Source organism: Rodentibacter genomosp. 1 (assembly GCF_001999285.1).
Taxonomy (GTDB): domain Bacteria; phylum Pseudomonadota; class Gammaproteobacteria; order Enterobacterales; family Pasteurellaceae; genus Rodentibacter.
Window position 1 is genome coordinate 15,774 of record NZ_MLHN01000026.1, and the last position, 21,399, is coordinate 37,172.

Genomic DNA, 21,399 nt, shown 5'->3' on the forward strand with positions numbered 1-21,399 from the left:
TAGGGTCTTGTGGACATTTTGTTATTCATTACTCAAAACACTGCATCCCATGGCAGAAAGCACTGCCTGCTGTGTCGTGAGAGCCAAATTATGCGTACCGACTCGAGCCTTCCATTTCCCTTTCGGCAAACTGAAATGCTGCCCTTCCGCCTTAGCATTCATCAATAAAAGCCAACGATTATCTAAAACTACCTGTAATGCTTTGGTTTCTCGATTTTGCCAATCTTCAAGAGTCATCGGTTGACCGTCAACGTTGAGCCATTGCACGTTATCATCCGACCACCATTGATCCCGTATCAAACTGATCATTTTTTTGCGCAATTCAATTGTTTTTTTGGTCAGTTCAAATAAGTTGTTATTAAAATCAGCCCACTTAAGCCAAGTCATATCGTTATCTTGGCAATAAGCGTTATTATTGCCGTATTGCGTATTACCAAACTCATCGCCGGCCAGCAACATTGGTGTGCCATTCGCCAGCAATAAACTCATTAATAAACCGCTTTGCGCAAAAGTGCGGTCATTTTCTACCGCACTTTTTTGCGGTTCTGTTAGGCTTTCGGCAGAGCCTTCTATACCGTGGTTATAACTGTAATTTTCGTTGCGTCCGTCCCGATTTTGCTCACCATTTGCTTCGTTATGTTTTTCGTTATAGCTCACCAAATCTTTTAGGGTGAAACCATCATGAGCAGTAATAAAGTTGAGTGAACAATGAGGTAAGCGATCATTTTTCTTAAATAGATCACTAGAACCAGCAAAACGTTCTGCAAATGCACCAATCTCACCACTTTGCCAGAGCCAAAAACGGCAAAGATCATCTCGGAAACGGTCATTCCATTCAGCAAAATAATTTGGAAAATGTCCCACCTGATAGCCGTAATCGCCAATATCCCAAGGTTCAGCGATGAGTTTGATGTTTTGTAAACTTGGTGTATTAGCAATATCTACAAAAAGTTGAGCAAAGGCATTAAAATCCGGTTTATCCCGTCCAAGTACACTTGCCAAATCAAAACGGAAACCATCTACGTGGCACTGCTCCACCCAATAACACAAGCAATCCAACACCCATTTTCGCCCCACATCAGAGGACAAATTCAGCATATTGCCACAGCCCGTCCAGTTGATGTAATGTCCATTATCGTTACGCCAATAATAGGTTTGATCATCAATGCCACGTTGGCAAAATGTCGGGAAATGCTGTTCAGATTCGGCTGAATGATTAAAAACTACGTCTAAAATCACTTCAATGCCGGCTTGGTGAAAGGTTTTCACCATCGTTTTAAATTCAGTGAGAGGGTTATTTGTTGCGGCATATTTAGGTTCTACAGCAAACATTGCCAGAGGATTGTAGCCCCAATAATTTTGTAATCCTCGTTCTTGCAAATGTGGCTCATTAATGTGGAAATTGACCGGTAACAATTCCACCGCAGTAATGCCTAATTCTTGTAAATAGGCAAGATTAATAGGATGAACCAATCCACTATAAGAGCCTCGCAAAGCAGTTGGAATTCTCTCATTTAACTGACTAAATCCCTTTACGTGCAATTCATACACAATTGTTTCACTCCAAGGAATCATTGGTTTTTTGTCGCCACCCCAATCAAAATCTTCCTCAATAATAACCGCTCTTGGGGCAAGGTGAGCATTATCACGTGAGTCACTTAACAAAAACCATTCTCGACTGTCTTCGCAACTTAAATCAGGCTTACGGCTCACGGCTTTCGCATAAGGATCGAGCATTAATTTCTGTGGATTTGCCTGTCCGCCATAAATACGAAAACCATATTCTGTACCGATTTGTACGCCTGTCACTGCCAGATGCCAAACATTTTCAGTACGAATCATTGAAAAACGGCTTTCAGTTTCACCTTCAAATAAGCAAAGTTCAACCGCACTTGCTGCCGCTGAAAATAGGGCAAAATTAGTAATTTTTTCACCGTCTTCAATTTGTTGTGAGTAGCCATAAGGGGTTGGTGAACCCGAGTGATACATTTTAAACATTTTATTTTTACAGGAGGCTGGGATTATAGTAATCCCCCTTCAAATTAAATGATTATTCATTACTGGGGAGGGAAAATCTTATTTTATTTCACCTCCCCACCTCATTATTCTGCTTTTAGTTTCAAATAAAGCGTAGCCAATGGAGGGATCGAAACAGAAATAGAGTTTTTCCGTCCATGGCTTTCGATTGGTTCGCTTTGCACACAACCAAAGTTGCCGAGATTGGAACCTTGGTAATACATAGAATCTGTATTTAAGATTTCTTCATATTGTCCCGCTGCATTCAGCCCAATACGATAATCATAACGAGGCACCGGTGTAAAATTGCTAATCACGATAATACGTTCACATTCCCCCGTCTCATCAACTTCACTGCAACGTTCAAAAGCGAAAACAGAGTTTGCGGCATCATCTACCACCAGCCAATCAAAGCCTTCAGCAACATGATCTAGTTCAAAGAGCGGTCGATTTTGTCGATAAATATGGTTTAAATCTTTCACCAATTTCAGCACACCTTTGTGCCAGCCACCGCCAATGTTTTCATCAAGCAAGAACCAATCTAAACTTTCCTCGTAATTCCACTCTCTACCTTGTGCAAATTCATTTCCCATAAAGAGTAATTTTTTGCCTGGATATCCCCACATATAACCATAATAAGCACGTAAGTTGGCGAATTTTTGCCACGTATCGCCCGGCATTTTACCGAGAAGTGAGGATTTTCCGTGCACGACTTCATCATGAGAAAGAGGCAACACAAAATTTTCACTATATTGATAAACCATACCAAACGTCATTTTATTGTGATGATACTGACGATAAATCGGATCAAGTTGCATATAAGCAAGGGTGTCGTTCATCCAGCCCATATTCCACTTGAAATTGAAACCTAAGCCACTCTTTTCACTTGGATGAGTTACACCGGCAAATGAAGTTGACTCCTCTGCAATCGAAATTGCCCCCTCCATCTCATGATGAATTTTCCAGTTGGTGTGTTTTAAAAATTCAATCGCTTCAAGGTTTTCACGTCCGCCATATTGATTTGGAATCCACTGTCCCTCGGCACGGCTGTAATCACGGTAGATCATTGACGCCACCGCATCAACTCGAATACCATCTAATCCGAAACGTTCTAGCCAATACAGCGCATTACTGGAAAGAAAATTACGTACTTCGTTACGTCCATAGTTATAAATCAAGGTGTTCCAATCTTGGTGATAACCTTCACGCGGATCTGCATGCTCATACAATGCTGTACCATCAAAGGCGACTAACCCATGGGTATCACTTGGGAAATGCCCCGGTACCCAATCTAGGATTACGTTAATACCTGCTTCATGAGCCCGTTTGACCAATCGACGGAAGCCTTCAGCCGTGCCGAAACGACTGGTAGGAGAATAGAGTCCCAATGGTTGATACCCCCATGAACCATCGTAGGGAAACTCGGAAAGCGGCATAAATTCAATATGGGTAAAGCCCATATCTTTCACATAGGGAATAAGCTCATCAGCAATCTGGTCATAATCAAGCCAAAAATTATTCTCGAGATTACGCCGCCATGATCCTAAATGCACCTCATAAATTGAAATCGGTTGGTTTATTTGGTTTGCTTTACAGCGGGTTTCTGTCATTTCGACCACATTAGGGAGCACACTCACTTGCGAGGCCGTATCTGGGCGAAGTTGCGAGCCGAACGCATAAGGATCCGCTTTTAAGCGAAGATTACCGTGGCAATCAATCAGTTCAAATTTATAGAGTTGTCCAAGACTGGCTTTAGGTAGAAATAATTCCCATACGCCACTGTGCGAATGGAATCTCATTGGATGGCGACGACCGTCCCAATAGTTGAAATCACCAACAATCGACACCCGTTTCGCATTTGGTGCCCACAAGCGAAAGTTCACCCCGCTCACGCCATCACATTCCATAAAGTGAGCGCCTAGTACTTCATAAGGTCGTAACATTGAGCCTTCAGAAAGCAACCAATGTTCTAAATCGTCAATCATTAAGTGGAAACGATAGGGATCTTCAATAATTTGGGCATCATTCCCCCAAAAAACCTGTAATTGATAGACAAAAAATTGGTGGCAATTTGGTATCACACCAGCGAAAAAACCTCGTTCATCTAAACAATTTAATTCCGTAACCGGCTCCCCCGACTCTCGTTCTATGACGACAACCCGATCCGCTTCAGGCAATAAAACACGAACTTCAATACCACGCTCTGTTTCGTGCATACCTAAAGTCGCAAAGGGATCGCCATTCGAGGCATCAAAAAAAGAATCAATGATTGCTTGGGTGATTAAAGTTGTCATCGCTTACTCCTTAATGCTTTGCATGCCTCATTCAAGCATCGCAAAGAAAACTTGGATAAATTATTCGGTATTGTTAGAGAAAGAGGGTTATTCCTATTACGAGAAAATAAATCATGATTGGAGCAATAATTCAGCTTTTGAGCATTGCTGCCCCACATATTTTTGTTTTGTAATAACAGTGATTGAAAAACCATCCTTGGTGAGACCAATTGGGTTGAATAAGGTTGAGATCTTGTTGAAAACAGTAATTGAGAATCGCCGAAAGAGAAGATGGGCAAAGAAAGAGCGGTCGTATTTTGTATAATTTTTTGCGTTTCGGAAAATTCCTTTTTCCCCCGCAATATCAACCCATAAATGGGCTCTGTTAAAGCCTGCCGAGCCACATCACAGACGATAGGCTCATCAAAATATGCCCAACCATCATCAAACTTGCCGAGGCACCGTTTTTTCGATAATTCTAACAATTCCATATCACTAAAACGTCAAATTACAACTTAATTTCATTCTAGCTTTGTTCAGAATAAATACAACGGCTTTTATTCAAATTAGTGATCTCTGTCAAAATTTAATTTTATAAGGGCGGCAATAATCCCTCTTTAATAAAATACTTTTAATAGCAGAATTGAAAGTGATAAATCATTTTTTCATCTATAAATCGCTAGAGTTTTCCTATTTTCTGATTTAGAATTCACCGATTTGATTTTCAATCACTCATAATATTCACATTAATTCATTCGCAGTTAAGGGGCAAATCATGAAACTTGTTGAAGTTAAACATCCGTTAGTTAAACATAAATTAGGTGTCATGCGAGAAGCGGAAATTGATACAAAAAAATTCCGTGAACTGGCAACTGAAATCGGCAGTTTATTAACCTATGAAGCAACTGCAGATTTGGAAACAGAAAAAGTCATTATTGACGGTTGGAACGGCCCCGTTGAAATTGATCGTATTAAAGGAAAAAAAGTGACCGTCGTGCCAATTTTACGTGCGGGGCTTGGAATGATGGACGGCGTATTGGAGCATATTCCAAGTGCACGTATCAGCGTGGTGGGAATTTATCGTAATGAAGAAACCCTTGAACCCGTACCTTATTTCCAAAAATTAGCGAGCGATTTGGAAGAACGTCTTGCCATTGTGGTCGATCCGATGTTGGCAACCGGCGGTTCAATGATTGCCACCCTTGATTTATTAAAAGCGAAAGGTTGTAAACAAATTAAAGTATTAGTGCTTGTAGCGGCGCCTGAAGGCATTAAAGCATTAGAAGCCGCACACCCGGATATTGAGCTCTACTGTGCTTCTGTTGATGATCACTTAAATGAACACGGCTACATCATTCCGGGTTTGGGTGATGCGGGTGATAAAATTTTTGGAACGAAATAATCCCCTGTTCTAAAACACTGAGACGGCTTTCAAGCCGTCTTTTTTCGGGCGGAAAACAGTTTAAAAGCTAACCGCACTTTCAAGTTAATTCAAACAGAGAGTTGAAACTAAAATGACGAATCCAAATCAAACCACTTCTACTCAAACGGAAGAAGTACAGAGTATTGCAAAACAGTCCTTTGTCGGCTTACAAATGCTCTTTGTCGCCTTTGGCGCACTTGTGCTTGTGCCGCTTATCACAGGCTTAGATTCTAACACTGCCCTACTTACCGCCGGCATAGGTACGCTATTATTCCAGCTTTGCACCGGCAAACAAGTGCCCATTTTCCTTGCTTCCTCTTTTGCTTTTATCGCCCCCATTCAATATGGTGTACAAACTTGGGGTATTCCAACCACCATGGGCGGACTGGCCTGTGCCGGATTGGTCTATTTTGCCCTTTCTGCACTGGTAAAAATTCGAGGCAGCCAAGCCTTAGAACGTATTTTCCCACCGGTTGTGGTTGGTCCTGTCATCATCATTATCGGAATGGGGCTCGCTCCCGTTGCCGTCAATATGGCATTAGGCAAAGACAGTGCCTATGCTTATAACGATGCCGTACTCGTTTCGATGATCACCTTAATTGTAACCCTTTCCGTTGCGGTTTTTGCTAAAGGATTAATGAAGTTAATCCCCATTATGTTTGGTATCACGGCAGGCTATATTCTTTGCCTTTTCCTCGGTTTAATTAATTTTCAACCGGTAATTGATGCCCCTTGGTTTGAACTACCAAAGCTCACTAAACCGGAATTTAATCTTGAAGCCATTCTCTATATGTTACCGATTGCTATTGCGCCTGCGGTGGAACACGTAGGCGGTATTATGGCGATTAGCTCGGTGACTGGAAAAGATTTCCTCAAAAAACCGGGATTACACCGTACCTTACTAGGTGATGGTGTCGCCACGGCAGCCGCTTCATTAGTCGGTGGCCCACCTAATACTACTTATGCAGAAGTCACCGGTGCGGTTATGCTCACCCGTAACTTTAACCCGAATATTATGACTTGGGCGGCGGTATGGGCGATCGCTATTTCGTTCTGCGGTAAAGTGGGCGCATTCCTTTCCACCATTCCAACCATCGTTATGGGCGGTATTATGATGCTAGTGTTCGGCTCAATCGCCGTAGTGGGAATGAGCACCTTAATTAAAGGTAAAGTGGATGTCACCGAACCACGCAACCTTTGCATTATTTCCGTGGTGATGACCTTTGGTATCGGCAATATGTTTGTGAATGTCGGTGATGCCGTTTCATTAAAAGGAATCAGCTTATGTGCCATCGTGGCAATTATCCTGAACCTCGTTTTGCCAAAAGCAAAAAATGAAGTAGAATAATCGAAAAATTAAGGGCTGAAACATCGCCCTTTCTTTCCCTCTAATCAATAGCGTTATATCATTTTGAATCAACAGTTGCCTTTGCCTATTCATCAAATTGATGATGAGACACTTGAGAACTTTTATGGTGACAACAATTTGTTGTTGCTTGATTCTTTGCACAAAAATTCACAGCAGATTCAACAACAATTTTTCTATATTTGGGGAACCGCGGGTTGTGGCAAAAGCCATTTACTTCGCGCGCTCAGCAATCAATATTTAAACGAACAACGTGCTGCAATTTATGTGCCGTTAAACAAATCCCGCTATTTCTCTCCTGCGGTATTGGAGAATTTAGAACAACAAGAATTAGTATGCTTAGACGACCTCCAAAGTGTCATAGGTGATCCTGAATGGGAAGTGGCCATTTTCGATTTATTCAATCGTATTAAAGCGGAAAGCAAAACCTTACTATTAATCAGTGCGGCAGTCTCCCCCTCCGCCCTTAATGTTCAACTCCCCGATTTAGCCTCCCGCCTAAAATGGGGTGAGATTTATCAGCTTTCCCCCCTCACGGACGAACAAAAACTCGAGGTGCTACAAAAAAATGCCCGCCAACGTGGCATTGAACTCCCGGCTGAAACAGCACAATTCTTATTAAAACGCTTGAACAGAGACACCCACACCCTATTACAAACGCTAGAAAAACTCGACAGAGCTTCATTACAGGCTCAGCGTAATCTTACTATTCCTTTTGTGAAAGAAACGCTAGGTTTGTAAAATTCAACACTTATTGCTATCAAAGATTCCGACACACGCACTTCAGGTTGGCTTAATTCCTCTATCTCAACATAATTTTTAAACGCTCTCTCAAAGTGCGGTCAATTTCCCACAAAGTTTAAAGGGATTGGAGATAATCCAATACGACTTGATGATGTTCCCCTGTTTTAAATTTATCAAATACCTGTTGAATTTTTCCTTGTTCATCAATGAGAAATGTGATCCGGTGAATACCATCATAGGTTTTACCCATAAATTTCTTTTCCCCCCATACCCCAAATTGTTCAGCCACTTGATGATCTTGGTCAGCAAGCAAAAGAAAATTCAAACCTTTTTTATCCGCAAATTGGGCTAATTTTTTCGGTGAATCCGGGCTGATACCTAGAATAACCACACCTAATTTTTCGAGTTCATCTTTTGCATCACGTAATCCACAGGCTTGTGTTGTACAACCCGGTGTGAGAGCTTTCGGGTAAAAATAAACCAATACTTTTTTGCCTTTAAAATCTTCAAGTGAAATCAGGTTATCGGCTTGATCTTTTAGAGTGAATAAAGGTGCGACATCCCCCACTTTTAATGTTTTCATAGAAAATTCCTCAAAATAAAAAAATGATTTGCAAATTGCTTCTATTTTAGCGATCCTAACGAATATTTTTCAAATAATTAATCATCGACGACGGAGGTTTTATGTCCACACCAAATGCCTTGTTTTTTGGCAGTATTGTTGCGTTAGTCACCCCAATGGATAGCCACGGTGGAATTGATTTTGAAACGCTGGAAAAATTAGTGGAATTTCATATCAAGGCGGGGACGGATGCGATCGTTTCAGTCGGTACAACCGGCGAATCTGCGACACTCAGTATTGAAGAAAATGTGAAAGTGATCGAGAAGACCGTGGAACTGGCAAACGGTCGTATTCCTGTTATTGCCGGAACAGGTGCTAACGCCACCAGTGAAGCCATTGTGATGACGAAATTATTACGTGATAGTGGCGTAGCCGGCTGTCTTTCTGTCGTACCTTATTACAACAAACCGACTCAAGAGGGGATGTATCAGCATTTTAAAGCAATTGCAGAATGTACGGATTTACCTCAAATTCTTTACAATGTACCGGGACGTACAGGTACCGATATGAAACCGGAAACCGTTGCACGTCTAGCTCAAATTGAAAATATCGTGGGTATCAAAGAGGCGACGGGTGAAGTCAATCGAGTCACAGAAATCAAAAAATTAGCCGGAAAAGATTTCATTGTATTAAGTGGCGATGATGCCACCGGCTTAGAGGCGATGAAATTAGGTGCCGAGGGCGTCATTTCCGTCACTAATAACCTCGCGGCAAAAGAGATGGCGGAAATGTGCCGTTTAGCTCGTGAAGGGGAATTTTCTAAAGCAGATGAAATTAATCAGCGCTTAATGGCATTACACCGTGATTTATTTGTGGAATCAAATCCCATTCCGGTGAAATGGGGGGCTTATCGTTTAGGTTTGATCAAAACACCATACCTTCGTTTGCCGCTCACAACTCTCAGCGAAGAAGCCCAACCCAAAGTGGAAGCCGCACTAAAAAACGCAGGCTTAATTTAAGCGACTACGAGACAATGGGGTTGATTTTTCAACCCCAAACTTTTTGAAAGATTAGCTGTCAGACATCGTTGTCAAAGTGCGGTTAATTTTTTATTGATTTTTAAGGAGTGACCAATGAAAAAAATTCTTCTAGGGTTAGCAACCGTGAGCCTATTATCTGCCTGTACGGCTGATCCTGAAACCTTGCAAAGTGCAAATGACGCCTATCAAAAATCAAAGGTATCAGTCCCGAGTTTTTCCCCTTTGTCAAACGGTGGGGTGAATCTACCAAAACCCGATTCAACTTATGAATTGCCTCGCATCAATATTAAAAATGGGGCAAGTGTTGACATTCGCCCCCCATCAACCCCTTTGGCTATTATCAAAAACTCCCTCACTCAATTTGATGGCGAGCGTGCGTTGATTGTTTATTCTCATGAACAAGCCTCACTTTATAATCTCCAACAAATTCAACGGCTGTTAAAAGAAGAAAATATTGACTCGACCATCAACGGTGCAATTTTAACGACCAATTGGCACAACACCGGGCGTGCTGATGACAAGGCTAACACTGAAATCCAATATCAAATCGAGCAGGTTTCAGCACATGATGCAAGTGCCTTAACGGTTTCAGTGAAACAAATGCGTCGCGATGGCATTCTCTTTACCCCGAGTATAGCGGAAAAACAACGCTATACATCAACCCGTTTAAACCATTTTGTATCCGAATTAACAAATGCCTATAACGAGCAACAGCAAGCTCTCAATCATACCCCTGTGGGTGCGTTCCAATCAGGATTAATAACCGATACAAATGGGAGAATAGCCTTAGGTATGGAAGCAACCTTTGCCCAAGCTTGGGAAAAATTAGGCTCAACACTCCCCAAATTAGGATTTACCGTCAAATCGGAAACCGCAGGGCGTGGACAACGTGAATTAAAATACTCACCTCTAGATAAAGATGATTGGCTACGTTTAGGCATCAATAAACCGGCGCTTGAAAAGGGTACTTACTTGATGCAAATTTCTGCTGTCGGCAAACAAAGCGCCCTTGTCATTACTGATGAAGAAAATAAAGCATTAAGTGGTGAATCTGCTCAAAGGGTTTATCAAGCGCTAAGGCTTTTGCTTGCAAAATAAATAAAACCTTGACGAAAATTAACCGCACTTTTAGCCATGTATTAGCGTTATTAATTACCACCAATTAATAAAGATTATTATCATGAAAATCCATTGCTTAACAACGGGCTGGGTGCAAATTAAAGCTCACCATCAGTTAGCTCGTTTTTTTGCCCGCCCTCTCAGAGTGTTAGATGTTTTAACGGATAGCCAATGGAGCCCTCATTTACCTATTGGTTGCTGGCTAATTGAACACCCTAGCGAAGGACTGATTATGGTTGATACCGGTGAAAGTAGCAAAGCCAATGACAAAGGTTACCAGCCTTGGTGGCATCCGTTTATGCAATTTTGTGAGAGACGTGGTGTCAAACCAAACGAGGAAGTCGGCGTATTGCTAAGATCAAAAGGTTTCGATCCTTTACAGGTGAAAACTGTCGTGATGACCCATATGCACGGCGATCACGCAGGGGGACTACCCAATTTTCCGAATGCTCGTGTAATAATGAGCGAAACGGAAAAGGCTGCGATCAATGCACCAAATGCTAAGTTCAATGGTTATTTAACCCATGTTTATCCGAATTGGCTCACGCCTGATGGTATTCGCTTTGATGATGGGGTCTTCGAAAGTTTCGAACATCACCATAAATTAACGGCGGATGGCAAAATTTGTTTAGTCCCGACCCCGGGTCATACCATGGGACATTTATCCGTGATTGTAGATATGGGCGATCATTATGTCTTTATTGGCGGTGATGCTTCTTATGATGAAACCTATTTACTACGAGGTGAAATTGACGGTGTGTGCATGAACAGTAAATTACATCAAGAAAGCACAATGCGTATTCGCAAATTGTGTCGTGCTAAACCGACAATCGTACAACTTGCTCATGATAAAAACAGTGAAAAACGTTTACTGGAAAAACACTTTACTCAAGTATAAATAAACTATTGCAAATCTTTCCATCTCCGTGAACACATTCCAATCAGGCTTAATTACCGATGCAGTGGTGAATCTGTTTTTTGGGTGAGCTTGTCGGGATACACTGCATGTGATCGTTATAAAATCAAATTATTTCAATATATTATCATTGAACACACGCAGTATGTCCCGACATGTCATTGAGATCTATTTTTGTGCATTTGCTACATAATACCGAGCAAAACAAAAAGTGCGGTTAATTCAACCGCACTTTTTCCACATCATCTTTTCGCTTTCTTAATAAATTTCATCAAGCGTTTTCTTTTGCGTAATTGATTTGGCGTGAGTTTATTTTTACGTCCGGCAAAGGGGTTAGCCCCTTCTTGGAAAAGAAGACGAATCGGCGAGCCGATAATTTTTAAACTCTTACGGTAATAATTGGATAAATAGCGCTTATAGGAATCAGGCAATTTTTCCATTTGGTTACCGTGAACCACAATAATTGGTGGATTATAACCACCTGGGTGGGCATATTTTAATTTAATACGGCGACCGCCTACCATTGGGGGTTGATGTTCGTCAGTTGCCATTTGCAAAATGCGGGTAAGCATAGACGTGGTCATTTTTTGTGTGGCACAAGCGTAGGCTTCTTTGATGGAATCAAACAAGTTACCCACACCGCTACCATGTAAAGCAGAAATAAAATGCACTCGGGCAAAATCAATAAAATCCAAACGGCGGTCAAGTTCCGATTTCACACGATCTTTAATTTCTTGATCAAGTCCATCCCATTTATTTACCACAATGACAAGGGAACGACCGGCATTCAAAATAAAACCAAGCAAAGATAAATCTTGGTCTGAAATATTTTCACGTGCATCAATGGTCAGTAAAACCACATTGGCATCTTGAATCGCTTGCAAGGTTTTGATCACAGAAAATTTTTCCACCGCAAGATGGACTTTTCCCCGTTTACGTACCCCTGCCGTATCAATCAACGTATATTGTTGACCATCGCGCTCCATCGGAATATAAATACTATCGCGCGTGGTACCCGGCATATCGTAAACCACAACCCGATCTTCACCTAAAATACGGTTGGTTAAAGTGGATTTTCCGACATTTGGACGACCAACAATAGCAATTTTGATATTTTTATCCTGCTCATATTCGTTTTCTTCTTCCAAAGCCTCATCAAGTAGAGAGGTATCTTCTTCCGAGTCAAAATCAAACTCTTGCTCCCACTCATCTTGTTCTTCATCAGAAGTGTGGTCAGTTTTCTCATTGTTTTGCATTTGCTCTGCGAATGGTGCAAGCACTTGTTCCATCAACTGGGTTACGCCACGTCCTTGAGAAGCCGCAATTTGTTCAATCTCGCCTAAACCTAATTGATAAAATTCCGCACAATGAGAATCAGCGTCAATACCATCGGTTTTATTTGCCACCAACACCGTGACTTTATTCTGACGTTGACGTAAATAATTTGCGATACCAATATCTGCTGCCGTTAAACCGGCACGGGCATCAACAAGAAAAAGAACAATATCCGCTTCTTCAATGGCAAGCAGCGACTGCTCCGCCATTTTTTCTTCAACGCCCTCCTCTGTGCCATCAATCCCACCGGTATCGATCACAATAAATTCATAGCCGGAGATATGTGCATGACCATATTTACGATCACGGGTTAAACCGGGAAAATCTGCCACCAAAGCATCACGTGTACGAGTCAGACGATTAAATAGGGTGGATTTCCCCACATTTGGACGCCCCACAAGGGCTACAACAGGAGTTGTCATAAAAATCTCTTTTCTTATCAAAAAATGAGGCACATTATAGCGGAAGTTAAGGCATTGGTAAAAAACGATTTGAAAATAAGCAAATAAAAAGCCATAAACACAATTGCACTTGGCGAAAGAAGCAAATTCCAGACATAAAAAATGCACCTCTAAGGTGCACGTTTTATTTTGAAAATAATTGGCGGAATGGACGGGACTCGAACCCGCGACCCCCTGCGTGACAGGCAGGTATTCTAACCAGCTGAACTACCACTCCGCTATTTTATTTTGCATTGATCTATCTTTAAAAACACATCAATAAGGAGTAAATTAAAAAATTGGCGGAATGGACGGGACTCGAACCCGCGACCCCCTGCGTGACAGGCAGGTATTCTAACCAGCTGAACTACCACTCCGCTAAGTGGTGCGTATCATAATGATCCTCGGTTATCTCGTCAATCTTTTTTTTTCATTTCACGTTCAGATGTTTATTTAATGCACTGATTCATCGCCAATACGCAAATCCCACAAGCATTTTCCGTCACTCTTTTTATTGATCACTTTCAATAATTCCAAATGGGCTTGTAATTCTTCTTCATTCGGCTGTAAACGTTTTAAATTATTGGAAAAAGCCACCGCACTTTCCATTGATTCAGCCACATTCCTTTCTATCGTCACCACCATCGTATTCTCTTCTTCCCCTTCATCAAATAAGCTGGTTTGCCCGCCGGTCATGGAAAGATAAACATCCGCTAAAATTTCCGCATCCAGTAATGCGCCATGCAAGGTTCGTTTACTATTATCAATGCCTAATCGGTCGCACAATGCATCTAAACTGTTACGTTTTCCCGGATACATTTGACGGGCCATTTGCAAGGTATCGGTTACCACACAAATATCCGTTGTTTTCACCCCTAATCCGAGTTTACTAAATTCATAATCCATAAAGCCCACATCAAAGGGGGCATTATGAATTAAAAGCTCAGCGCCTTTAATGTAATCTAAAAATTCCTGTGCAATCGCCTTAAATTCCGGTTTATCGGCAAGCATTTCATCGGTAATACCGTGAACTTTTATCGCCTCCGGATCCACCGTACGGTTCGGGTTAATATAAATATGGAAATTATTTCCCGTATAACGGCGATTCACCAATTCCACCGCACCAATTTCAATAATACCATGGCCTTCATAATGAGCACCAAGCTGGTTCATCCCCGTGGTTTCAGTATCCAGTACAATTTGGCGATTTGGATTAATCATTTGTTCAACCTATTCCTTTCCATTAAAATGCTCGCCATTTTACACAACAACGATTTTGTTATGCAAAAACAGATTGAAATTTTTACTGATGGTGCTTGTTTTGGCAATCCCGGTGCGGGTGGAATTGGTATTCTCTTGCGTTATAAACAACATGAAAAACAGCTTTCCAAAGGCTATTTCAACACCACCAACAACCGAATGGAATTACGCGCAGTAATTGAAGCCCTTAATACCCTAAAAGAACCTTGCCAAATCAGCCTTTATAGCGATAGTCAATATATGAAAAAGGGTATTACTCAATGGATTTTTAATTGGAAGAAAAATAATTGGAAAGCCGGTAGCGGCAAACCGGTGAAAAACCAAGATCTATGGATCGCACTCGACAATGCCGTCCAACGCCACAATATTGAATGGAAATGGGTGAAAGGGCATGCAGGACATCGTGAAAATGAAATCTGTGATATGTTAGCGAAAAAAGGCGCAACGAATCCTACTTACCAAGATGAGGGCTACCAACCGGAATAAATAAAAGTGCGGTTGATTTTTTTCTTGTTTTATGAACAAAAAATTGTTTGCTTTTTACCCCACCCTGTCTAAAAAATGTGATCTTGATCAGATATTTAAAAATTAGCAACCGTTTTCCATTGACAGAAAAAAGGCTTTTTGCAATGATCCGAGGCGTCTATTTAGGCGGTTGACACTTTCAATTATGGAAAGTTCAATCTTGGTCGTAATCACACCAATAAGGAATAACAATTATGAAAAAAACACTAGCAGCATTAATCGTCGGTGCATTTGCCGCTTCAGCAGCGAATGCAGCAGTAATTTATGATAACGAAGGAACTAAAGTTGAATTAAATGGTTCTCTTCGTATTCTTCTTGAGAAATCTAATCAAGGTGGCGAAAATAATAAACACAGCCACTCAGGTTTAAAAAATTCTGGTTCACGTGTGGAAGTCAGAGTAAAACACGATTTATCTGAAGGCTATTACGCTTTAGGTCGTGTTGAAGTTCGTTTTGATGGTAAACAAGGCGGTACCGTTCGTGAAGATGGTTTTGGTAACCTAAATACTAAACGTGCTTATGTTGGCTTAGGGCATAAAGATCTTGGTGAGCTTACTTTCGGTCGCCAAGTTACAATTGCAGATGATCTGAGCACAGCGGATGATTACGCTTATGGTATCATCAATAAAGGAGACTATATTCCAACTGAAGGGAATTCTATTGTTCGTTACGACTATAGAGGTATCGAAAATCTACAATTAGGTGTTGGCTACCAGTTTGCTGATAATCGTGATACTAACAATGAAGTATCTCTCGGTAATGTAAAAAGCGGTTTCCAACTCGGTGCTGTCTATAACGGGAAATGGGATGACGTGAGTGGTGTTATCGCTAAGTTTGGCTATGGACGTACAAATTACAAAACTAATTCAAACCAAAAACACTATCAAGATGGTTTCCTAGCAAGCTTAGGCTATAACTATGCTGATTTATTAGTATCAGTTGATGGCGGATATGCTAAAGCAAAACAAGATGGCCAAGATACTAAAAAATACTTTGTATCTCCAGGTTTCCAATACCAAGTTATCGACAATAGTAAAATTTATGGTAACTACAAGTATGAGCAATCAAAAACCGGAGCAAACAAATCTAAAACTCATGGTTTCTTGCTAGGCGTTGACTATAAATTACACAAACAAGTTGTCACCTTTGTTGAAGGTAAATACGTAGTTACTAAAGATTATGTAAATGGTAACTATGTTGATAACTCAAAAGTAACAGACAAAGCTATCGGCGTTGGTATGCGTGTTTACTTCTAATTGTTAAATTAGAAACATTGGAAAAGGCGAATCGAAAGGTTCGCCTTTTTTCATCTCTTTTTATATCTTAATTAACACTGAAAGTGTCAGAATTTTAACCTATGGAAATAATTTGATTTTTTATAGCGGACACACGCAGTGTGTCCCTACAAGCAAGCTCCAAAACAGATTTGTGCAACTGCTGCATACTATCGACATTTTATTAAAATATCTATTTTTGTGCATTTGCTATATAAACCGCTATTTTCAGTATAGGAAAACAATCATAAAAATGACCGCACTTTTATGCTTAATTCCGTTTCCACTCCCCATTTACCACGGTGCCGATGACCTCATAATTTGAGGTAAATACGGCAAGATTAGCAACTTTCCCTTTTTCTACCGAGCCTAAACGATCATCTACGCCGATAGCTCGTGCCGGATAAAGATTACTCATACGAATGGCTTCCGAAAGAGGAATTTCCACATATTCTACAGCATTCTTGATAGATTCCATCATTGTAATAGACGCACCTGCAATGGTGCCATTAGCATCATAACAACGCCCTTCCTTCACATAAATGGTTTTGCCCTCAAAAGTAAAGGTTTCTAATTCAGGGCCTGCTCCTGCCGCCGCAATGGAATCGGTTACAATACACAATTTATTACCTTTGATTTTTTTGTCGATTCTGACATTACCATAGTTTACATGAATACCATCCACAATAATGCCCGTGTACACATCAGAATCTAATACCGCACCCACTACGCCCATTGCCCGTCCCGAGCTAATTGGCGACATGGCATTATGTAAATGGGTAGCAAAAGTTGCACCTTGCTGGAATGCAGCTTTCGCTACTTCATAAGTCGCATTAGAATGCCCAATAGAAACAATTATGCCGCTTCTCACAAAATCAGGAATATATTGCACTGTTGGATTTTCTGCTGCGATAGTGATTTTCGTAATCACATCGCCATTTTCACAGAGAAAATCTTTCATTTCAGGCGAGATTTCACGGATATATTCCGGTCGGTGTACACCTTTCTTCTCTACACTAATGTAAGGCCCTTCAATATGTAAGCCAAGTGCTTGGTTTTTATGCCGGGTTAAATATTCACGCATCGTTTTAACCGCACTTTTAATACCTTCATCCTGTGCTGTGATAAAAGTCGGTAAGAAACTGGTACAACCGGATTTTAAATTAGTGGCTTGCATAATTTCTAAGGTTTCCACCGTGGTTTGATCGTTAAACATCACCCCACCACAACCATTGAGTTGGAGATCAATAAAACCGGCCGTTAAGTTATTGCCCTGTAAATCAATGGTTTTAATGCCCGCTTCAAGTTCATTTTGTGGAATCACGGCTTCTATGATATCCCCGTTAATCACCACGGCAAAATCTCGTAATACTTCGTATTTTGTGTAAATCACACTATTAATTAATGCATATTTCATTTTGTCTTCCTAAAAATAATAAAAAAACGACCGCACTTTCGTGCGGTGTTGCTGAATTATGATAACACGCTATGAATAGCTCTCTGTTCTAATTCACTGAAATATTTTACTGTTTTGACTTTTAATTCTTGCTGTGCCGGTTCATCACACACCAAAATAAAATGACGATGTAGCTGCAGTGCCGTCACCGTCCACATATGGTTTACCGCCCCCTCAACAGCCGCTTGCACAGAAAGGGCTTTTTGATGGCCTGTGGCAAGAATCATCACTTCTTCCGCATCTAATAAGGTGGCAACGCCAATCGTTAAAGCATACTTTGGCACTTTATTCACATCATGATCAAAAAAGCGGGAATTCGCAATGAGTGTATCTTGCGTCAAGGTTTTAATACGAGTACGAGAATTTAATGATGATGCCGGTTCATTAAAGGCAATATGCCCATCATTTCCCACACCGCCCATAAATAGATGAATTTTTCCGTAAGATTTAATTTTTTCTTCATAACGGCGACACTCTTCATCATGATCTTTCGTATTGCCGTTCAAAATGTTGATATTTTGAGGTTGAATATCCACGTGATTAAAGAAATTGTTATACATAAAGCTGTGGTAACTTTCAGGGTGATCTTCCGGCAAGCCCACATATTCGTCCATATTAAAGGTCACCACATATTTGAAACTCACTTCCCCAGCCTGATAAAGCTTAATCAATTCCTGATAGGTTTTTAGTGGTGTGCTACCTGTTGGCAAACCTAGCACAAAAGGACGCTCAGCCGTAGGCTGAAAATGGTTAATTCGATCAACAATATGACGAGCAGCCCAACGGCTTACTTGTTCATTTGTTTGCAAAGGGATAAGACGCATAGTAAATCCTCCTGATATGTTGACCGCACTTATTACCCGATATACTTCAGAGATACCTCATCTCCAAAGCGCTCATTCGAATAAGTGCGGTCAATTTTTATGAGTTTATAAGTATTTTTCTTTTAATTCTTTCGCCTTTGTTAGCTGCTCCAGTGTCGCTTTTGCGGTCATCGGTTCACGGCAATAACCGGCATCAACCCCTTCCAATTTAAGCAATTCTTTGATGGTTAAATATAAACCGTTGGCTAAAATCCCTTCAATCAAGTCATTGGTGGTATGTTGAACCGCTAAGGCTTCTTGAAGTTTACCCGCTTTGGTTAATTCAAAAATTTGACGGGCACGTACACCATTGACATTAAAAGTTGAACCGATTGCGCCATCTACGCCTAAAGAAACAGCCGGCAACATCATTTCATCAAAACCAGCCCAAATAAGATGATTTGGATAGGCTTTTTTCAAACGTTCTAAAAGATAGAAGTCACCGGCAGTAAATTTCACCCCAAGCACTTTTGGATTTTTATAAAGTTCACCAAATTGCTCAATCCCCATATTCACGCCGGTTAAAAATGGAATGGAGTAAACGATCATATTATTGCCGGTTTTCTCAATGATCGTGTCATAGTAGTGTTTAATTTCAGGGAAACTGAATTTGTAGTAGAAAGGTGTGACCGCAGATAAACAGTCATAACCTAATTCGGTAGCATATTGACCTAATTCAACGGCTTCCTGTAAATTCACACTTCCGACCTGCGCAATGAGGGCAACCTGATCTTTCACTTCATCTTTCGCAATACGGAAAATTTGTTTTTTCTCTTCAGTGGATAGCATAAAGTTTTCACCGGTAGATCCCCCAACATATAAACCATCAACTTTCATTTTGTCGATATTGTGGCGAATAATTTGGCGTAAACCTTTTTCATTAATCGAGCCATCTTCGTTGAATGACACTAATAACGCACTGAAAATACCTTTTAAATCACGCATAAGTTTCTCCTATTTTATACGTTGTTCGAGAATCACATTGAGGGTTTTCTGTTTAGTTTCCACCGCCCTCTCTTGCTCACTTTGCACAAGCAAAGCGTAAATCAAATCCAATACAAAAAGCTGGGCAATTTTAGTACCGATAGAATCACCTTGTAATTTGCCTTGTTTATTGCCATTTACCAGCACAAGATCTGCCACTTCTGTAATCGGTGAACGCAAACTATGAGTAATCGCAACAGTGGTCGCACCATTTTTTTTCGCAATGTTTAAAGCATGAGCGGTTTCTTGCGAATAACCCGAATGACTAATCCCAATAGCCACATCTTTTGATGTGAGTAGAGCCGCTTGCATATACATAAAATGATTGTTACCGGTGGCATCAACTTGAAAGCCAATCCGCATTAATTTATTTTTTGCTTCTTCTGCTGTGATACCGGATGATCCTACGCCAAATAGGAAAATCCGATTCGCTCGGCATATTGCCTCAACTGTTTTTTCCAACTGGTTAAAATCAAGCAAATTAATGGTTTCATTCACCACATTAGAAATTGCACCTTGTAATTTTTGTGCAATATGCCGTGAACTATCGGAGTGGACAATATCTGTTTCCAGTAAGGGGTTATCCTGATTATCTTTAGTTGCCAACTCAATGGAAAGCTCCAATTTAAAATCGCTAAAGCCCTTAAACCCAACAGAACGACAAAAACGCACAAAGGTTGCTTCCCCCACATTTAGATGTTCGGCAATCTCAGAAAGGGGACATTGCACCACTAAATCGGGAGACATTAAAATTGTATCGGCAATCTTTTTCTCTGTTTTCGTTAAACTTTGATAAAGTGAACTAATCGTGTTTAAAATGTTTCCACTTCTCGTCATCACTCACTCCATTATGTTGGGTAAACTATGATTTACCCAGTAAGCCGCACCGACCAAACCGGCATCTTGACCTAATTGCGCAAGTTCAATATCACACCGATAGATTGGCGGCATTTGATTAAGGAATTGTTGAACAAGAGGGAGGTATCCTTCAGCTAATCCAACACTCCCACCAATCACGACTTTTTGAATATCCATCGAAATTTTTAAATCCGCCACTAAATTAGCAATGGCTTTTGCGGATCGAGCAATAAGTGCGGTTGCTTTTTCATCATTTTTTCTGAAACGCTCAAAGACTTCTTTGGGTGAACAGGGGGAATCCCATTCTGACGTGCCCGCCTCAATGGCTCGCCCTGCCGCCATTGACTCCACACAACCACGCCGTCCACATCCGCATAATGGCCCATTAGGATCCGCCACAGTATGCCCTATATGGCCGGCAATGCCATTCGTACCGGTTAATAATTGATGATTCAGGATTATCCCTCCCCCGACGCCTGTTGAAACGGTAATAAAGGCAAAATTGGCTAATCGCTGTTGATCTTGTAATTGATATTCGGCATAAGCGGCTGCTTGTACATCATTTAATAAACCAATCGGTTTGTTGGTATGGCGAGCGATACTTGCTTTCAGAGGAAACTCGGCAAGCCCCCCTAGATTTTTGGGATTAAGTGCGGTCAAAATACCTTGATTAATGATTCCTGTGGACGCCACCGCAACATAATCAAATTGCTCATCATAATCCGTTAATAGCTGTGCAATAGCTTGATGCAACGCCTCGGCCGCATCTTCTTGTGGTGTAGCAATTTGTTGACGATGAACAATCTTACCTTCTTTAACAATGGCGGCAGCAATTTTAGTTCCACCAATATCTAATGCTAAACAGCGCATAATGACTCCTTTTGATAAAAGTGGATTGCCCCATCATTTATTGTGTTTATTAAGTTGATGGGGTTTCCACTTAAC

Annotated in this window: 19 protein-coding genes and 2 tRNA genes; 8 read left to right on the forward strand and 13 right to left on the reverse strand. The window is 40.9% G+C overall.

Annotation, left to right across the window (positions count from 1 at the left end; genetic code table 11):
* Window positions 1-21: 21 nt before the first annotated feature.
* The 3 genes from glgX to BKK54_RS10660 form a co-directional block, all read right to left on the reverse strand.
* Entirely contained in the window at window positions 22-1,998 is a 1,977-nt protein-coding gene (gene glgX, locus BKK54_RS10650) for a glycogen debranching protein GlgX (protein ID WP_077543052.1), read from the reverse strand.
* 104 nt (window positions 1,999-2,102) lie between these two features.
* On the reverse strand, window positions 2,103-4,310 hold the full coding sequence (gene glgB / locus BKK54_RS10655; protein WP_077543053.1) for a 1,4-alpha-glucan branching protein GlgB: 2,208 nt from the start codon (window positions 4,308-4,310) through the stop codon (window positions 2,103-2,105).
* On the reverse strand, window positions 4,307-4,780 hold the full coding sequence (locus BKK54_RS10660) for a hypothetical protein (RefSeq protein ID WP_077543054.1): 474 nt from the start codon (window positions 4,778-4,780) through the stop codon (window positions 4,307-4,309). Before BKK54_RS10660 ends, glgB begins: the two co-directional genes overlap by 4 nt.
* A gap of 284 nt (window positions 4,781-5,064) precedes the next feature.
* Here BKK54_RS10660 and upp point away from each other — a divergent pair, with 284 nt between their 5' ends.
* From upp to hda, 3 genes are all read left to right on the forward strand, one after another.
* Window positions 5,065-5,691 carry a uracil phosphoribosyltransferase gene (gene upp / locus BKK54_RS10665; RefSeq protein ID WP_077543055.1) on the forward strand — a complete coding sequence of 209 codons (627 nt, stop codon included), beginning with the start codon at window positions 5,065-5,067 and terminating at the stop codon, window positions 5,689-5,691.
* Between the two features lie 112 nt (window positions 5,692-5,803).
* A complete protein-coding gene (locus BKK54_RS10670) occupies window positions 5,804-7,060 on the forward strand; it encodes a nucleobase:cation symporter-2 family protein (protein ID WP_077543056.1) in 1,257 nt (418 codons plus the stop codon).
* 63 nt (window positions 7,061-7,123) lie between these two features.
* Window positions 7,124-7,819 (forward strand): DnaA inactivator Hda, encoded by a 696-nt coding sequence (gene hda, locus BKK54_RS10675; RefSeq protein ID WP_077543057.1) that lies wholly within the window; start codon window positions 7,124-7,126, stop codon window positions 7,817-7,819.
* Between the two features lie 118 nt (window positions 7,820-7,937).
* Here hda and bcp read toward each other — a convergent pair whose 3' ends face one another.
* Window positions 7,938-8,405: a thioredoxin-dependent thiol peroxidase gene (gene bcp / locus BKK54_RS10680; RefSeq protein ID WP_077543058.1), complete on the reverse strand. Its 468-nt coding sequence runs from the start codon at window positions 8,403-8,405 to the stop codon at window positions 7,938-7,940.
* 101 nt (window positions 8,406-8,506) lie between these two features.
* Between bcp and dapA the strand changes: the two genes are divergently transcribed.
* From dapA to BKK54_RS10695, 3 genes are all read left to right on the forward strand, one after another.
* Window positions 8,507-9,403 carry a 4-hydroxy-tetrahydrodipicolinate synthase gene (gene dapA, locus BKK54_RS10685; RefSeq protein WP_077543059.1) on the forward strand — a complete coding sequence of 299 codons (897 nt, stop codon included), beginning with the start codon at window positions 8,507-8,509 and terminating at the stop codon, window positions 9,401-9,403.
* Window positions 9,404-9,517: 114 nt separating this feature from the next.
* On the forward strand, window positions 9,518-10,522 hold the full coding sequence (gene bamC, locus BKK54_RS10690) for an outer membrane protein assembly factor BamC (protein ID WP_077543060.1): 1,005 nt from the start codon (window positions 9,518-9,520) through the stop codon (window positions 10,520-10,522).
* 82 nt (window positions 10,523-10,604) lie between these two features.
* Entirely contained in the window at window positions 10,605-11,441 is an 837-nt protein-coding gene (locus BKK54_RS10695) for an N-acyl homoserine lactonase family protein (RefSeq protein WP_244153143.1), read from the forward strand.
* A 260-nt stretch (window positions 11,442-11,701) separates the two neighbouring features.
* Here the strand turns inward: BKK54_RS10695 and der are convergent, their stop codons facing one another.
* The 4 genes from der to dnaQ form a co-directional block, all read right to left on the reverse strand.
* On the reverse strand, window positions 11,702-13,216 hold the full coding sequence (der, locus tag BKK54_RS10700; protein WP_077543062.1) for a ribosome biogenesis GTPase Der: 1,515 nt from the start codon (window positions 13,214-13,216) through the stop codon (window positions 11,702-11,704).
* 179 nt (window positions 13,217-13,395) lie between these two features.
* Window positions 13,396-13,472: transfer RNA gene (locus BKK54_RS10705), tRNA-Asp, on the reverse strand.
* 62 nt (window positions 13,473-13,534) lie between these two features.
* Window positions 13,535-13,611, reverse strand: a tRNA-Asp gene (locus tag BKK54_RS10710).
* A 76-nt stretch (window positions 13,612-13,687) separates the two neighbouring features.
* The gene (gene dnaQ / locus BKK54_RS10715) at window positions 13,688-14,455 is read right to left on the reverse strand and encodes a DNA polymerase III subunit epsilon (protein ID WP_077543063.1); all 768 of its coding nucleotides are present in this window, start codon (window positions 14,453-14,455) and stop codon (window positions 13,688-13,690) included.
* Between the two features lie 60 nt (window positions 14,456-14,515).
* On the opposite strand from dnaQ, the gene rnhA reads away from it, so the two are divergent.
* Entirely contained in the window at window positions 14,516-14,980 is a 465-nt protein-coding gene (gene rnhA, locus BKK54_RS10720) for a ribonuclease HI (RefSeq protein WP_077543064.1), read from the forward strand.
* A gap of 233 nt (window positions 14,981-15,213) precedes the next feature.
* Complete coding sequence (locus BKK54_RS10725; protein WP_077543065.1) at window positions 15,214-16,275, forward strand: porin; 1,062 nt, start codon at window positions 15,214-15,216, stop codon at window positions 16,273-16,275.
* A gap of 289 nt (window positions 16,276-16,564) precedes the next feature.
* Here BKK54_RS10725 and nagA read toward each other — a convergent pair whose 3' ends face one another.
* From nagA to BKK54_RS10750, 5 genes are all read right to left on the reverse strand, one after another.
* The gene (gene nagA / locus BKK54_RS10730) at window positions 16,565-17,710 is read right to left on the reverse strand and encodes an N-acetylglucosamine-6-phosphate deacetylase (protein ID WP_077543066.1); all 1,146 of its coding nucleotides are present in this window, start codon (window positions 17,708-17,710) and stop codon (window positions 16,565-16,567) included.
* 56 nt (window positions 17,711-17,766) lie between these two features.
* Window positions 17,767-18,573, reverse strand: coding sequence for a glucosamine-6-phosphate deaminase (nagB, locus tag BKK54_RS10735; protein ID WP_077543067.1), 807 nt, complete (start codon window positions 18,571-18,573; stop codon window positions 17,767-17,769).
* A 105-nt stretch (window positions 18,574-18,678) separates the two neighbouring features.
* Complete coding sequence (gene nanA, locus BKK54_RS10740) at window positions 18,679-19,557, reverse strand: N-acetylneuraminate lyase (RefSeq protein WP_077543068.1); 879 nt, start codon at window positions 19,555-19,557, stop codon at window positions 18,679-18,681.
* 9 nt (window positions 19,558-19,566) lie between these two features.
* A complete protein-coding gene (locus tag BKK54_RS10745) occupies window positions 19,567-20,433 on the reverse strand; it encodes a MurR/RpiR family transcriptional regulator (protein WP_077543069.1) in 867 nt (288 codons plus the stop codon).
* A 3-nt stretch (window positions 20,434-20,436) separates the two neighbouring features.
* On the reverse strand, window positions 20,437-21,324 hold the full coding sequence (locus BKK54_RS10750; protein ID WP_077543070.1) for an N-acetylmannosamine kinase: 888 nt from the start codon (window positions 21,322-21,324) through the stop codon (window positions 20,437-20,439).
* Between the last annotated feature and the right edge of the window lie 75 nt (window positions 21,325-21,399).